The sequence below is a fragment of the Roseibacillus persicicus genome (assembly GCF_014651675.1).
GTDB classification, from domain to species: domain Bacteria; phylum Verrucomicrobiota; class Verrucomicrobiia; order Verrucomicrobiales; family Akkermansiaceae; genus Roseibacillus; species Roseibacillus persicicus.
Window position 1 is genome coordinate 43,591 of the sequence record NZ_BMXI01000012.1, and the last position, 15,658, is coordinate 59,248.

Sequence of the window (15,658 nt, forward strand, 5' to 3'; positions counted from 1 at the left end):
GTTCGCTGCCACTCGACAAGCGGACTTCGCCCTTTTCAAGTGGGTTCCAACTCGTCACTTTCTCTCTCAACATGACTTGGGACGAACAATTTCTCACTCTTTTCGAACGCTGCCTGAAACGCTATCAGGGAGGCGATTCCGACTTCAACGCATACTACTCCGACTCCGACTTGGCTTTTTTGAAGTCAATTGGATACAAGCCGCGCGAGCTCTTTGACTTTGTGGAAGACCTGGTGGACGAGGGGCAGCCGGCAGCTTCCACGGCTCTTCTCGTTGCTGCCGTTCGGCGCGACTATCTCCTCGTGGTGCAGAATGGAGAACACTCCGACCACGAAATCACCTCCCAAGATCTGCCGACTTTTGGCGACGAATTGGAAGGCATGACCTACCTGCCGCGCATCATCAAGAAGGCTGAACACAAGCTGCGGGGTGAGCTCGACCCCAACATTATGTATGGCTGTGGAGGCGATCGGAACTTTCTGCGCAAGAACGGCAATATCCACCCCGCCGATTTCCTGCGAAATGTTTGGGCTGCCGATGGCGACAATTCCAAAATCGCGGCCTACGTCCGTTCGCACTCCTAACCCGGACTTTTTATGTCAAAATATCAGGGCGAACAAATTCTCGTGGTTCCTCGTTCACTCTTCGACGAGCTGGGTGACTTCCAAGGGTTCAACTCCGACTGGAGCCACTATGTGGATACCCTTCTCAATCCGAAGAACAACTTCTTCATGGACCGCGCGGAGGCGGAGGAAGACCCCACCCACAAGCAGATCATCCCCTACTGCGTCTTTCATCACGAAGGCCAGGTGCTCCATTACACGCGGGGCAAATCCTCGGGCGAGTCGCGGCTTCATGCCCAAGGGTCGGTCGGGGTCGGTGGACACATCAACCCCATCGATGCCGGCGAGCAACATCTGGGGCAGGCCACCTATTATGCTGCAGTTGATCGTGAGATCGACGAGGAGCTCAATATCGCTGGCGACTTCAGCAATCGCATCGTGGGACTGATTAACGACGACTCCAATCCCGTGGGACAGGTTCACCTGGGCATCGTGCATTTGGTCGACCTGGAAAGCTCCGAAGTCGCCTCCAATGAAGATGCTTTGGCCAATCTGGCCTTTCAATCTGAAGAGCGACTCTTAGGTGAGCTTTTCCCTCATCTGGAAACTTGGTCCGCCCATTGCGTGAAAGCTCTTTTCGGCAAGTAAACGGAGAAGAAATTCCATAATGCCGGGCGTTGCGATGGGCCCCATGTTAGAGATTATCGAGCCACTCCAGTATTCCTTCCGCCGTCTTCTCGGAAATTCCCGGCAGGGTGGCTATTTCGGTCGCGCTGGCTTCCCGTAGGCGCGCCACACTGCCAAACTTTTTCAGAAGGGCGGCCTTGCGACGCGGAGACACCCCGGGACACTCGTCGAGGAGGCTCTCTTTCATCCGCTTGCGCAAAAGTAGTTCATTATAGCCGTTGGCGAAGCGGTGGGCCTCGTCACGGATCCGTTGCATCAGCTTGAGGGCTCCCGTTTCGTGGGAAAGCAACAAGGGCTCGCTTTCACCTGGAAAAAAAATCTCCTCCCGCTGCTTTGCGAGCCCCACGATGGTCAGCTCTCCAAGCCCCAAGCGCTCCAGTTCAGCCACCGCGGAAGACAGCTGGCCCTTGCCACCATCCACAATCACGAGGTCCGGAATGGTGATGGGACTCTTTCCTTCCTTCGCCAACCGCCTCAAAGCTTCGAGAGGACGTTCCTGGTTCGCCTCCGCGACTTCCGGGTTGGCTTCCCCATTTTCCATGAGAATCCGCGCATACCGCCGCCGCACCACTTCGGCCATACTGGCAAAGTCATCCTGTCCTTTGACCGTCTTGATGCGATAGCGGCGATAGTTCTGATTGTCCGGTGCCCCCCCTCGAAAGCGCACCATGCTGGCCACGATGTGAGTGTCGGAAATATTGGAAATATCGAAGCACTCCATAATCTCGGGAGGTCCCGGCAGATTCATCAACCGACCGAGTTCTTCAAGGTCTTCGGTGGGCTTGACCGTAGTGGGAACTCCCCGCCCGCGAGTGAACTGACGGGTCGGGCTGAGCGTCTTTTCCAAATTCTGCATGATGTCTCGCAGTTTGGCCGCGCGCTCGAAGTCCATCCTCACGGACGCCGCCTCCATCTCCTTTCGCAATCCCCGCAATCGCTCCCGACGGCCCTTTCCCTCCAGCAAATCACAAGCTTCCATAGCCCGCTCGAGATATTCTTCGCGGCTGATTTTATCGATACAGGGAGCAGTGCAATTTCTGATGATGTCGGCATTGCAATGCTTGTAGTCCTGCTCCCCCGGATTCTTGGGCTGACAACTTCGCAAGCCGAACTCGCGATGCAACCACGCCAGAGTCGAGCGGAGGGCTCCGGAATGCGCGAATGGTCCAAAATACCTCGCACTGTCCTCTTTCTTCAAACGCGTGGTGGTAAACTTGGGCCACGGTTCCTCCAAATCGATTCGAACGAGGAGAAAACGTTTGTCATCACGGAAAGCCACGTTGTAGCGCGGTCGATACTGCTTGATGAGCTTCCCCTCCAAGAGAAGCGACTCGGGTTCATTGCGAACCTCGTGAATCTCGAAGTCACAGATGGAGTCGATGAGCGCCCGGGTTTTCAGATCCGCGCGCATCTTTTTGGAAGGCATGAAGTAGCAGGAAAGCCGTTTTTTCAGGTCTCGCGCCTTCCCCACGTAGATGATCGAGCCCAATCTGTCCTTCATCAGATAGACGCCGGGCTTGTGTGGAACGGTGCGAAGTTGCTCTTTGAGATCGACTGCCATGGGAAAGTTTCGGGGTGGGATGATAGCACACTCCGGCGGTCCGTCAGACAAATTGAATGAAGGGGGGCGCTTTTCAGTCGAATCCGCCGCGAGCGCAGCTCTTGCGGATAGGGCGGGAGTTGCTAAGCTCCAACCCAGAAAGTTCTATGAAATATCTCCCCCTGCTCCTGATTCTGTCCTCTGGACTGGCTTTGGCCCAGACCACCCCTGCCGTCCCCACAGAAACAGAGACCGCTGCTCCTGCGGTTCCCTTGATTGACATTATGGGCCAGGGAGGAGTGATGATGATTCCTCTTGCCGCGCTGGCGTTGTTGGCGCTCATCCTGATCATTCTTTACATGCTGACCATCCGTCGGGCCACCGTGGTGACCAATCGCTTCATGAATGCGGCAGACTCCATGCTGCGCAAACGCGACTTCATGGGCTTGCTCTCCTACAGTCACCGACGTTCCGAGATGGTCGCCCGGCTCTGCGCCAAATCTCTCCAATTTGTCACCGAGAATCCCACCGCCTCGGTGGACGAGGTCAAGGATGTCGCGGAGACCGAAGGCTCGCGCCAGTCCAGCATCCTCGCCCAGCGGATCACCTGGCTGGCAGACATCGGAGCAATCGCTCCCATGCTCGGTCTGCTGGGAACGGTAATCGGAATGATTAAGTCCTTTATGCTCATCTCACAAGGATCGGTCGGCAACCTACCGATGCAGCTGGCCTCCGGAGTCTCCGAGGCCCTGGTCACAACTGCCAGCGGTCTGGTCGTGGGCATTACCGCGATGGTCTTCCACTCCTACTTCAAGGGGCGCGTCAATCGCTTGCTCTCCGAATTCGAAGCGGCCTCCACGCACTTGATCTCGCTCCTCACCTCCCAATTGAAAAATCAGGCCACTCCGGGAGTCACCGGACAGCAGGTCGCGCCCGTCCATCCCCACCCCCATCCTCAAACAGGGGAAATGTATGCCCCACAGGATGTGGTGATGCCCCACGGTCAATAATTTGCCTCTACCGCTTTGAAATTTAAAAGACCAGAACCCGAACCCGCCGGCTTCCAGCTGGCGCCAATGATCGACATCGTCTTTCTTCTTCTCATTTTCTTCATTGTCACCTGGCAGTTTTCTCGCTCCGAGCTCGACCTCAAGGTCTCCGTTCCCTCTTCCACTGACAGCAAGGAGCGGGAAAGTCGCACCTATTTGGAAATCATTATCAACGTCCGCGCGGACGGAAGCACCTACGTGAACGGACAGCAGTTGAGCGATGATGCGCTCTTCGACAAACTTTCCGCCATTACCCGGGTCGAACGCAACCAACCAATCCGTGTCCGTGGCGATGCGGACACCGACTTCCAACACGTGGTGCGGGTGATGGACATTTGCACTCGGGCCGGGGTGTGGAATATTTCCTTTGCGACCCAGGCCCCCGGTTCCTCGAGTTAATAGTTCATGAACTTTTCCCCCACCGCCTTTTCCAAAAACCGCTCCACGCTGTGCTTCTTAACCGGGTGGGCTGTGCTTTCTTCCGCTGAGGCTCAACAACCCCAACCTGCCCCAGCGCCCCCCGAGCCAGCTCCCCTCACCGCGGACCCGGCTCGTGACCTCTACGAGGCCGCCCAACTGGCTTACGCTGAAGCCAAGTCAGCCAAACAATCCGATGCACGCAAGATTGCGTATGAAAGCTCCCTCCGGACCTTCGAGCGATTTCGGAAGGCCTTTCCCAATGACAGACGGGCCACCGAGGCCCAATTTTACATCGCATCTTGTTACGAGAAACTGGGGAACAACGATCAGGCTCTCTCGGTCTACACTTCTTTGGCGAATTCTGGAGCGAGCGGACCTCTCGTAGAAGCCGCCGCCCAACAAGTGGCCAACACCTACTACCAGAACAAGAATTACGAAGCAGCCGAGCCCCTGTTTGCCCGCTTGGCCACCGTGGCAACCAAGGCAGAGACGCGCCATATTGCCCTCTTTCAAAGAGCTCTTTGCCTTCAACACCTCGACCGCACCGATGACCTGAAGGCAGCCTTACGGGCGGTAGTCTTTGACTCGGGATCCCCCTATCAGGAGAAAGCACGCGCGGCCATCTCCGCACTCTATGTGAAGACTGGTGAGAAGAGCCGAGCCTATTCCAACTACAAGATTCTAGCAGAATCCAAAGACGCCAAAGTCGCCGCCGACGCGACTCTTCAGAGCGCCTTGCTCGCCCGTGAATTGAAGAAACCGGAGAGTAATCAGTGGTTCGTCCGTATATTACAAAATCCGCAACTGGCGGAGTGGCATGGCAAAGCCCAGTTGACTCTCATGTCGCAGGCCTACGATGCCAAGGACTACCCTCAAATCATCAAACTCTATGAACGGGGGAACTACAAGCTCCCGCGCGATCAGGATGCCCAACGCATCGCGATGGCGGCAGAAGCCTATCGTCTAACAGGCGATGGCGATACCGCCAATGAGCTCTACGCGCGGCTTTCCAAGGTCTCTACCAACAAGAATCAAGCCTTCGATGCCGGCTATGCGGTTCTTACCCGCGAGTATCAGAAGGGACAAGCCAGCTTCTTGAAGGCCGGCGAAGATTTCCTCAAGAAATATGAAGCCGCCCACAACGAGGATCCGCGGGTGGATAACGTTCACCTCATGTTGGCAGAGAAGTATTCCGCCAGCCGGAATTACACCAAGGCAGCCCAACAGTACGGAAGCATCAATCTCTCCCGCATCGACGCTGCCAATATTCCCCGAGTGCGCTATCGCCTCGCCTATGCGCGGATGAAAAGCGGCGACCGCAAGGGTGCGCGGGACTCCTTTAATGTATTCTTGGAGAAACACCCTGCGGACAAGAATGCGGTGCGTGCGCTGGCTCATCGGGCTGCGATCCAGGTCGCGCTGGGAGCGGAAGAAGCAGCCACTGCGGACTACGAACTCCTGCTCTCTCGCACGAACGAAGCGGCCTTTCGCCTCCAAGCGCTATCCGGAATGGCTGAGCTCTTTCGCAAGAAGGAGAACTTCCCCAAGCTGATCTCCACCCATCAGCGCCTGTTGAAAGAGTTTCCCAAACGTCCGGTCCGCGAGGTAGCAGCCTCACACTTCATCTTGGGCTGGTCCTACTTCAAGCAGGACCAAACGGACCTTGCATTGCCCCAGTTTCAACAAGCTCGCCAGCTCAATCCTTCCGGACTTGGCAAAGATGCGACCATTCATCTCGCGCTCATCTACTTTGCGCGCCAAGACGAAAAGGCCCTGCAACCCGAACTCGACCGACTGCTGAAGGAATTCCCCGACTCTGGTTTGCCTCGCCCGGTATATGCATGGCTCGGTGCCAAGCGAGCATCGGATGGAGCCTACGCGGAGGCTTGGAAGTATCTCAACAAGGCGGTCACTCCTAACAAACCAGGAGACACAAAACCTGCAGTATGGAAAGCCTACGCCCTCTCAGCAGAAGCCCTGGGACACCATCAGGAGACACTTCAAGCTTGTGACATTCTTCTCCCGCTGGAAGAAAGCGCCTACCTCCGGGCCGTCCTCCTTCACCGCAAGTCCAAAGCCCTTCTCGGGCTTCGACAATACCGCAGCGCGAGCGAAGTTGCCAAACAAGCGCTTGAACTCAAACCTCAAGGCGAATTGAACGCGCAACTTCGCGTCACGCTTGGGGACATCGCCCGCAGTCAGGGTGATCTTGATGGAGCACTCAGCCACTACGTCGTTGTCGCGGAAATCATCGGCACAGGTGACACCAAGACCGCCGCGATCAGAAGAGCGATCGAGGCCTACGAAGAGAAGGGCGACGCCACCTCACTGGCGGCGTCGGCTAAATACAAGCAACTGTTGAAGTGACCGCTATTTAATCTCCTTCAACTTGGAAACGGTCTTCATCACGAGGGGCATCTTGCCGGCTGCCCCTTCGGCGACCTCTATACCTTCCGGCAAACCGATTTCGACATCGAAGTTCATCATCACCTCGCGAGGTTGCCCAATTGCCGGGTCAAAAAGCATTTCCCCTCCCAGCTCGCGGGAAGTGACCTGAAGGTTCTCATCGCCGTCGTCAATTGTTCCCTTGATGATCACTTTGGCCATCTTGTGACCGTCTTTCTCCACCATACTATCGAAGGTCAGGACATAATTGATTGGGACTGGGGCCTCAGTCATTCCCCCGGTCGGGAAGTTCGAAGTGCTCTTCCAGGAGTCCCCTTCGCTGATGACTTTGTTCGGCATGAGGTCGAAGACTTCGCGAGCGGACTGGGTTACCTCAGCTTCTCCCATCCCCATGTTCTCCATTCCCGGAGCGACTTCGGCGACCACCTCGACCACCTTGCCATCCCCATCGAGGGTCAGTGTGCTTTTAGACTTCATCATGGGGCTGATCATGGCATCCAACATTCCGCCTCCAGGATTCTCCGAGTCGAATTTGAGCTCCATCCCAGCTGCGAGCATATCCATTTTCAAAGAATCGATCTCCTGAACGATGTCGAGGCCCTCCTCACTTTTGCTCACCACTTGAGAGGTCACCATCTTCATGCTCACCTTGGAGTCAATGTTTTGACCGGCCATCTGCATGCTTGAAGCCTGTTCAATCTGGGACTCGGTAATATAGGACTTACCGGGTTCAAATTTTAGCATGAACTTAACCTCTTCCGCGAATATTGAGGCTGAGGTGGCAAAGGCGAGCAAGCTCACACATAAAAAAGGACGTTTCATCATATCGTTGATAAGATTCAGTTACTTTGGGGATAACTCAAGTGGTTAATCTTGTGCCACTGGTCCTTTACCCCAGACTACGAGCCTGCGAGAAAGCAAACGTTCCGGCCGGAGGAAACGGGCGAGCTGTCTTCTCAAGTCGCTCCTTGCCGATACTATTCTATTTTGTTAAGTTCTCCTAACTAATGCCTGCTGCCGAATTGTTGGAGGACGCTTTTCTCGAGTTTCTCTCGACCGAAAAGAACGCCTCTCCCCACACCCTCAACAACTATGAGCGTTCCCTCCGATTCTTTCGTGAGGCCATGGGCGACAAGTTCACCAACTGGACCGATATGGGTGCCGATCACTTTCGACGCTACCTCTTTGACCTGATGAAGGCCGAGACCGCCCGTTCGACCATCCGCCTGCGTTTCGCGGCCCTTCGATCGTTCTACAAATACCTCACCCATCGGCAGGGTCTGCCCAAGAATCCACTCGCTGAGGTCCAATTGCCCAAGGCGGAAAAGAAGCTCCCCGTGACCCTAAGCCTCAAACAGATCGAGCACCTCCTGGCTATCCCTCTGCAGCTGCCGGTCGCGAAGCAGGCACCCGACTGGCTCCCTTTTCGCGACACCGCCATCCTGGAACTCTTTTACTCCACCGGCTTGCGATTGTCGGAGCTCACCAGCCTGAATGCCGAGCAAGTAGACTCCACCACGACGACCTTGCGCGTGATGGGAAAGGGTTCCAAAGAACGCTTGGTGCCTGTTGGCTCCTACGCGTCCAAAGCGATTCAAAAATATCGCTTCGAAGCTCAAGTTCACGAAGGCCCCCTCTTCATCTCAAAACTACGCAAACGCCTGTCTCCCCGAGCGATTGACCAGCTTCTCAAAAAGTACCTCGCGCAGTCCGAGATCCCCTTTGCGGTGACTCCCCACAAGCTCCGGCATTCCTTCGCCACTCACTTGCTCGATAGTGGTGCGGATTTGCGGGCCGTGCAGTCCCTGCTCGGCCACGCCTCTCTTTCCACTACCCAAATCTACACCGCCGTGACCAAGACGCGACTACAGGAAGCCTATCGCAACGCCCACCCCCGGGCCAAGTAGACGCTTACTCGTTGGGCTCTTCTTGGCGCGCTGGCTCGGGCTCGGGCTTTTCTTGAGGGAGAGGAAAGGGGTCATCGCGGAAGTGCCGGTATTGCACTCTTAGCATCCCCAGAGTCGCCATCCCCTCTGACTTCTTACAGGCTTCCTCAGACATCTTCAGGGCCTGCTCCCGCTCACCTCGAGCGAAGGCAACTTCAGCCCGGGTATCGAGGTAGGCGGACGAGCCCGGCTTGCCTTCCAACGCCTTTTCTACCCAAAGAGCTGCGTCATCCAAATCGCAGGCTGCACGCGAGGCCACCCAAGCGGCGGTGTTAAAAGTATTGTGGCCCTTCGGATACAATTCCATCGAACGACGATAGGCAGGCGAAACCCGCGCCCAGACCCGCTCTGCCTGCTCGTGTAGCCCCGCCCGACGCAAGGCGGGAAAAACGTCATCCGCAAAGAATGAGTCGTGACCCGCATAGCCAACCAAGCGCTCGAGAATAGCATCACCCTTTTCCATCTCTCCGTTCTCAAAAGCAGCCATCGCGCGACTGAAATCAACATGTCCGCGTCCCAGGAAATACGAACGAGGACTCCCGCCCAGTTCGAAGACCAGGAAGGTTTGATAAGCTTCCCGACACGCCGCCGCCTGCTCCCATTTGCCTGCCATGCGGGCGGATTCCGACAAGATATACAAATGGCGAATCCAGCCACTACTCTCTGCGGGCAGAAGAAGGAAGGCTCGCTGATAGAGTTCGTGCTGGCGCTGATAGTCTCCCAGTTCTCCCCAAATCCCTCCCAGCGAAGTCAGCCAGGAACCATCGCCCAAGGCCAGCTTCTCCAACATCTTGAGCCATTCTTTGGCATCCTCGCTTCTGCCCGCCGCTTCCAAAGTCACCGCCAGGTATTCCATCAAATCAAAGCGCGACGGTTCCTTTTCCAACAAGTCTTCCAACAGAGTGACGGCTTCGCCAAATCGTCCATCGGAAAAGAGTAGTGAAGCGAGATTGGTGAGACTGGACTCGTCTTCGTTGTCCAGCGCGACCATCGCGCGAATCGCTCGTTCCATCGCCGGGATATCACCTCTCACCGAAGCCGATTGCATCAACATATCCCACCGCTCACTCGAGTTTTCTTCCGCAGCCTCTTTCTCGAACTGTTCCAGAATTTCGGCAAACTTCTCCTTGGGAAATTTGACGGGACGGCCGAAGAAAGCAAAGACTCCCCTCACCCGCTCCCAATCATCCATCTCTTCGTCGTATTCCGCGAGGAAGCGGTAGAACTCATTCACACTCTCCTCGGCAAAAAAGGATTCGGATAGAAAACTATCAGGCTCGAAGAGTCCTTCATCCCGCTCGGAAGCAGCCTGGATGGCATACTCGGGATAACCTCCATAACCGGTCGCAGACTGACGCCCAGCCAAGAATGCGATCATGCTGTTCACCTCATTGATGCCGAGGTCATCCATCTCCGACAAGAGAACATCGAACAGTCTTTCCGCTTCAGTCAGCCGATCCTTTTCCACAAGAAAAAGGCCGACACTAATCAAGGCCCGGCAACCATCATTGGAGAGGTCGAATTCCGCTCCAATCTCGTCCACAACTTTCTCGACCCAGCTGTCAGGAATAGGCTCCCCAGCTTTCAAGCCGATGGCATCAAAGGCCTCATCCAGCAATTCGAATCCGTGATAATACTCGAAGAGATCGAGAGGAGAATTGTCCTCAAAATAGGGCAAAGTCTCCTCCGCGTATCCCAACTGAGCCAATAAGACGAGGACGTCAGGTGACTCCTCCACGCCATTTTTCTTGAGAGCTGTTAGGAGATCGTCTTTCAGCTTCTGGATCCGCTCGCTGTCTTCCTCTCCCGACCAAAACGACTTGGCAAGACGCGCGCGCAGTCCCTGCTGGTCATTGCTGGTGGAACGCTTGTCCAGATAAGGCATGACATTCCCATCAATGAGTTGAAGAGTCGTTTGAATCTCGTGAGTGGCGGGCGCCAGCTTCCGAATCAGGTCGAGATCCCCCTCCCAGCGGGCGAAGCGCATGCGGTCCTCTTCGCTCAAGTCGGGCCACAATTGTTCCTTCAGTCCAAGCGCACTGGCGAGGGCAACCCAACGCAAGTTCCCTGTCTCGGCATCCTTGGCATCTTCCAGAATCGAAAGAGCCTCCATATCCTTGCCCTCTAGAATTTTTTCCTCCGCAACCTGCCCGGCCAATTCCGCAACGCGTTCGGCGAGACTGCGCGAGACAACCTCGTCCGAAATGTGGCGAGGCAATCGAAACAGTTGAACGTAAGCCTCTTTCTCCAACAGGTCGTTATAGATGCGCTCCCGCTCCTGAGCATTCGTCGCATCAAGATAGTCCTCAATGAGCGAAACGATATCCTTTGGAGTGTCCGGAGTGATTTCCAAGTCGACCCAACGCAAGATTTGACGGGCGCGCCAAGCAACCTCCGGATCATCGGAGTTCGCGAGAGTATCCAACAGCTTCTGCGATTCTTTGCCCCGTGCCCACAGTTCTTGCTTGGCCTGCTCTCTTTCCAAGTAGGTGCCATCGCCCAACGCACTCTCAGCCACGGACTCCGCGTCGTCCGCAAGGGCCAAACCACCAAAACACGAGCCACAGAGGCCAAGGAGCAATAGTCTCTTCACTTCCAACATTCTTACCTTAGATTAACGTAAGCACCAACCACTCTTCTTTGAGCAAGATCAAAACTTTTTCTCGTAGTGTTGACGATAATCAAGCAAGAGAACGAATTGGGAACAGGACAATGACTTGGCAGGCTGAAGATGAACCGGGACTTTGGGAGCAGATCCCACCGTGGGTAGGGGCACTGTGGCGAATCTTTTTAAGAGTATCGCTCGTCGCCCTCGTGCTCGCGATCCTCGTCGGGGTTGGCTACTGGGTGATGGCCTCCCGCTACCAGATGAAGGAGGTGGTCTCCATGCCGGAGAGAACCCTGCTCTTGGATCGCACTGGCAAAGAGCTGGCAGCCATTCACGGCTCACGTCGACGTCTCATCACCCGCTCGGAGATCCCCAACCACCTCGTCAAAGCCCTGACCACGCGTGAGGACAAGGATTTCTTTAAGCACGGAGGCGTGCACCTGCGCGGGGTTGCTCGAGCCACGTTGCGCAACCTCACCGATCGCAGGGTCAGCCAGGGTGCCTCCACAATCACGATGCAGTTGGCTCGCAACACCTTCGAGCTGAGACAAATGTCACTTCATCGCAAACTCTTGGAGATGGCCATCGCCTTCCGGATCGAGGCCAATTACTCCAAGGACGAGATTCTAACAGCCTATCTCAACCGGATTTATTTTGGCTCCGGAGCTTTCGGCATCGAGCAGGCCTCCCAATCCTATTTTGGTAAAAAGACCTCCGATCTCACCGTGCCGGAAGCGGCCCTGCTGGTGGGTATCATCCGCGCTCCACACGATTTCTCGCCCCGCAACGACGAGGAGGCCGCCTTGCGGGAGCGGGATGAAGTTCTCAGGAGGATGGCCGATGATGGCCAGATCACCTTCGAACAACGCGACCAGTATCTCCAAGCTCCCCTGCATCTCCTTCCCCTCCGCGAGTCCCAGACGGACGCGATTCGCTGCGTGCGACGCCACCTCAACGAGTTGCTGGACAAAAACGACTTCCTTTCGGGTGGGCTCACCACCACCTCCACCATCGACCCCGAAATACAAAAGCTCGCCCGCGATGGCATCGACGAACTCGTGGCCCCGTTCCCCAACTTACAGGCCGCCCTGGTTGCCATCGAGCCTTCCAGCGGCGCAATTCGAGCGGTCATTACTGCCCGCGATCCGGACTCGTCCCAATTCAACCGGGCCTTTGATACCAGGCGCCAATTGGGCCCGGTTTTCCAACCGTTTCTCTATGCTTTTTCAGCGGAAAGAGGTCGCCTTCCCATTCCCGACCAACCCATTCAAACCGCCCGCCAACTCCCGAAAGGCGAGATTGAACGCCTCGCGAGGCGCATCGGCTTGGGCGGTCCTTTCACCAGCGGTGACGAACTGGCCCGTGGCAACCTGCAAGCCACCCCTCTGGAGGTCGCTACCGCGCTCACCGTCCTTTCCAATGAAGGCGAGAAACCGACCACCTACCTCGTCCAGAGGCTCCTTGACTCTGAAGGCGCAGTCCTATTCGAGCAAAAGCCCTCCGCAAAGCTGGTGCTCGATTCCTTCGCCGCAGAAAGTCCCTTCGACATCACGAAAAAGCGAACTTGGTCCGCGCTCAACCACCCGGCCAACGACTTGTGGGCCCTGCACAGCGGAGAAGAACTGGCGGTCGCTCTGTGGCTGGGATTCGACGACCCCGCCGACCTCCCCAGCGCGGATTTGCTAGAGAATGGCGCCTCGGCCCTGGTCAGCGCCCTCTCCCGCATCGCCACTGTGCAAGCCGAGGAGCAGGCCGCTGAGGAAGCAGCGCAAAAGGCGGCTTTGGAATTCGAGTCTACAAACTAACTGATCTCGGGGAAAAGTAAGCACTCTCCACACTTGAGACAATTTCGAGGGGCTCTATCGTTCTCCCAGAAACACTTTTATCCTTTTGACCGAACCCGACGACATCGAAGAGATCATGGCCCGTGTCCGACGCTTGGAGCTGCGGGCGAAGCGACTGGTGAAAGAAACTTTTGCGGGTGACTACCATTCCTCGTTCAAGGGTCAGGGCCTGGATTTCGACGAGTTCCGCGAGTACCAGCACGGAGACGAAATTCGTTTCATCGATTGGAACGTGACTGCCCGGCTGGGGACGCCCTTTATTCGGAAGTTCCGCGAGGAGCGCGAACTCTCGGCCGTCATTGCAGTGGATATCTCCGCCTCCATGGACTACGGCTCGGTGCGCTTGTCGAAGCGTGAGCTCGCGGCGGAAATCACGGCCCTCATCGCCTTTTCAGCCCGTGACAATGGCGACAAGGTGGGACTGCTCCTCTTTGCCAATGAGCCTGTGCTCTATCTTCCCCCGGCGAAAGGGACGAAGCACATCCTGCGCTGCATCCGGGAGATTCTAGCCACCCCGGCACCCGCTGGAGCGGTGAACTTCCCCCTAGCCACCAAGGTCATGATGAAAGCCATCCGGCAAAAGTCGCTGGTCTTTCTGGTGTCTGACTTCATCGGGGCCGACTTTTCCAAATCCATTGCCACCCTTTCGCAAAAACACGACCTGGTCGCCTTACGCATCTTTGACCCTGTCGAACGGGAGCTGCCCTCGGTCGGAAAGGTCACTCTCATCGACCCCGAGACCGGCTTCGAGCGAGTGGTGAATACTTCCAACAGCAACGTGCGAATGGGATTTGCAAAATTGACCCGACGCCATCGCGAGGGAGTGCTGAAGATTTTCAAACGCTACGACATCGACTTCGCTTCCCTCGCAACCGACGAAGACCCCTTCAAAGCCATGCACGGGCTTTTTCAACGACGCTCAAAACGGAAGAACGCATGAGAAGAGAAGCGAAGAGGCGTCTCCTTGACGCAAGGCGGTGGGGATACGTGTTGGCGGCATCCATGGGCTTGGCTTGGTTGCCGGTGGGAGCGCAAGAAGGCCTATCGCCCGTCGCCGAGCAACCCGAGAGTCCTTCTCTGCCGGTGGAACTCATTGACCCCTCCCCCCACCTTCCCGGCCTACCCGGTTGGGTCATGCTGCTATTGATTGGGATAGCCCTAGCCATCGCGGCCGGGGTCGTGGCCCTCGTGATTCACCTCAGCCGCAATAACGAAACTACCCTCACCCACCGTCAAAGCCCTTTCCAATTTGCCCTCCAGCAACTCGAGTCTTTTCGGGCTTTGCCAGAGAACACCCCTCTGGCCGAAATAACGACTCGAATCTCTCTCGCCCTGCGGGGCTATCTTGCGGCATCAAAGTCGGATTCCGCGCTCTATCAGACCCGCGAGGAATTCCTAACAGACGAAGAGCGGCTGCGTCACGTTGAAGAACCCGTCCGCAGCCAAACCGCAGATTTTCTCGCCGAACTCTCCTCCCTGCAATACGCCCCTCCTACCAGCGATCCGGAAGAAGTGACAAAGCTCATCGACCAAGGCATCCGAATCCTCCACAACCTAGCCGAACCTAGCCCCTCGCCAGCCGATCATGCTTGAATTTTTTCAAAAGCTCAGCTTCGCCGCTCCCTTTTGGTTTGTTGGATTGTTAGTCATTCCGGCACTCTGGTTCTTGCAGCGTCGGGAAGGGGCTAAGTCGTCGATAGCCTTCTCGTCTCTTTCGATTCTAGGCTCCCTTGGCTCGAAGCCAAAGCTCCGCCCCGGAGGACTCTCCGCCCTCCTTCTTTCGCTCGCGCTGGCTCTCTGCTTTGTCGCCTTGGCCCGACCTCAGCACCGCGAAACCTTCACCGCCCGCAAGGCTTCGGGCATCGACATTTTGCTGACTCTCGACCTCTCGGAATCGATGAACATCCGTGACTTTCTCCCTCCCCAAGCCCGACGAACCATCCCGCGGATCAGCGCTGCCAAACTCGTGCTCAAGCCCTTCATCCGCCACCGTCCCAATGATCGGATGGGGCTGGTGATCTTCTCGGGGCAGCCCTATCCCGTCTGCCCCCTCACGCTGGACCACGACTGGTTGCAAGAGTCCATCGAGCGGGTTCAGATCAACGACATCACCGAACAAGGCACGGCCATCGGGTCCGCAATCGCAGCGGCAGCCACGCGCTTGGACGCCCGGGATTCCAAATCCAAAATCATTGTTCTAATCACTGACGGAGCATCCAACTCAGGCAAACTGTCCCCCAAACAAGCCGCTGAACTCGCTGCCGAACTAGGCATCAAAATCTACACCATCGCCATCGGAACCGAAGATGGACGGGTTGGCCGTAACGTGATGTCGATTCCCCGCCAGGAATTCGATGTGGAGACCCTACAGGAAATCGCGAGAGTGACCGGTGGAGAATTCTTCCGCGCCAAGAACTTCGAAGCTCTGGAAGAGACTTTTTCGAGCATTGATAAACTAGAAAAATCCGAAGCCCGAGTCTCCAGCACAGTTCAAGAAACTGACTTTTATCCGTGGGTGTGCGGACTTGCCGCACTCCTGGCCTTTGCCGCCTATGTGGTGCACGCCATCGCTCTTCCTCCCCAACCCTAACAGCA

Annotated in this window: 13 protein-coding genes; 10 read left to right on the forward strand and 3 right to left on the reverse strand. The window is 56.3% G+C overall.

Features of this window, described 5'->3' with window-relative positions:
* The first annotated feature begins 71 nt into the window (after nt 1-71).
* Both IE099_RS14085 and IE099_RS14090 read left to right on the forward strand, forming a co-directional pair.
* Nucleotides 72-584 carry a hypothetical protein gene (locus tag IE099_RS14085; protein WP_189570959.1) on the forward strand — a complete coding sequence of 171 codons (513 nt, stop codon included), beginning with the start codon at nt 72-74 and terminating at the stop codon, nt 582-584.
* 12 nt (nt 585-596) lie between these two features.
* Entirely contained in the window at nt 597-1,211 is a 615-nt protein-coding gene (locus IE099_RS14090) for a hypothetical protein (RefSeq protein WP_189570961.1), read from the forward strand.
* A 46-nt stretch (nt 1,212-1,257) separates the two neighbouring features.
* On the opposite strand, the gene IE099_RS14095 is transcribed toward IE099_RS14090, so the two are convergent.
* Complete coding sequence (locus IE099_RS14095) at nt 1,258-2,811, reverse strand: excinuclease ABC subunit UvrC (protein WP_189570963.1); 1,554 nt, start codon at nt 2,809-2,811, stop codon at nt 1,258-1,260.
* A 146-nt stretch (nt 2,812-2,957) separates the two neighbouring features.
* Here IE099_RS14095 and IE099_RS14100 point away from each other — a divergent pair, with 146 nt between their 5' ends.
* The 3 genes from IE099_RS14100 to IE099_RS14110 are packed head-to-tail and all read left to right on the forward strand — an operon-like array spanning nt 2,958 to nt 6,626.
* Nucleotides 2,958-3,800, forward strand: a complete 843-nt coding sequence (locus IE099_RS14100) for a MotA/TolQ/ExbB proton channel family protein (protein WP_189570965.1) — start codon at nt 2,958-2,960, stop codon at nt 3,798-3,800.
* Between the two features lie 15 nt (nt 3,801-3,815).
* A complete protein-coding gene (locus tag IE099_RS14105) occupies nt 3,816-4,238 on the forward strand; it encodes an ExbD/TolR family protein (protein WP_189570967.1) in 423 nt (140 codons plus the stop codon).
* Nucleotides 4,239-4,244: 6 nt separating this feature from the next.
* Nucleotides 4,245-6,626, forward strand: a complete 2,382-nt coding sequence (locus tag IE099_RS14110) for a tetratricopeptide repeat protein (protein WP_189570969.1) — start codon at nt 4,245-4,247, stop codon at nt 6,624-6,626.
* Nucleotides 6,627-6,629: 3 nt separating this feature from the next.
* Here IE099_RS14110 and IE099_RS14115 read toward each other — a convergent pair whose 3' ends face one another.
* Nucleotides 6,630-7,409 (reverse strand): hypothetical protein, encoded by a 780-nt coding sequence (locus IE099_RS14115; protein ID WP_194598392.1) that lies wholly within the window; start codon nt 7,407-7,409, stop codon nt 6,630-6,632.
* Between the two features lie 263 nt (nt 7,410-7,672).
* On the opposite strand from IE099_RS14115, the gene xerA reads away from it, so the two are divergent.
* Nucleotides 7,673-8,572: a site-specific tyrosine recombinase/integron integrase gene (xerA, locus tag IE099_RS14120; protein WP_189570973.1), complete on the forward strand. Its 900-nt coding sequence runs from the start codon at nt 7,673-7,675 to the stop codon at nt 8,570-8,572.
* A 4-nt stretch (nt 8,573-8,576) separates the two neighbouring features.
* Here xerA and IE099_RS14125 read toward each other — a convergent pair whose 3' ends face one another.
* Entirely contained in the window at nt 8,577-11,204 is a 2,628-nt protein-coding gene (locus IE099_RS14125) for a tetratricopeptide repeat protein (RefSeq protein WP_189570975.1), read from the reverse strand.
* A gap of 221 nt (nt 11,205-11,425) precedes the next feature.
* Here IE099_RS14125 and IE099_RS14130 point away from each other — a divergent pair, with 221 nt between their 5' ends.
* From IE099_RS14130 to IE099_RS14145, 4 genes are all read left to right on the forward strand, one after another.
* A complete protein-coding gene (locus IE099_RS14130; protein WP_189570977.1) occupies nt 11,426-13,024 on the forward strand; it encodes a transglycosylase domain-containing protein in 1,599 nt (532 codons plus the stop codon).
* 85 nt (nt 13,025-13,109) lie between these two features.
* The gene (locus IE099_RS14135; protein WP_189570979.1) at nt 13,110-14,003 is read left to right on the forward strand and encodes a DUF58 domain-containing protein; all 894 of its coding nucleotides are present in this window, start codon (nt 13,110-13,112) and stop codon (nt 14,001-14,003) included.
* Nucleotides 14,000-14,656, forward strand: a complete 657-nt coding sequence (locus IE099_RS14140; protein WP_189570985.1) for a VIT1/CCC1 transporter family protein — start codon at nt 14,000-14,002, stop codon at nt 14,654-14,656. Before IE099_RS14135 ends, IE099_RS14140 begins: the two co-directional genes overlap by 4 nt.
* Nucleotides 14,649-15,653 (forward strand): VWA domain-containing protein, encoded by a 1,005-nt coding sequence (locus tag IE099_RS14145; RefSeq protein WP_189570987.1) that lies wholly within the window; start codon nt 14,649-14,651, stop codon nt 15,651-15,653. Before IE099_RS14140 ends, IE099_RS14145 begins: the two co-directional genes overlap by 8 nt.
* Nucleotides 15,654-15,658 lie beyond the last annotated feature (5 nt).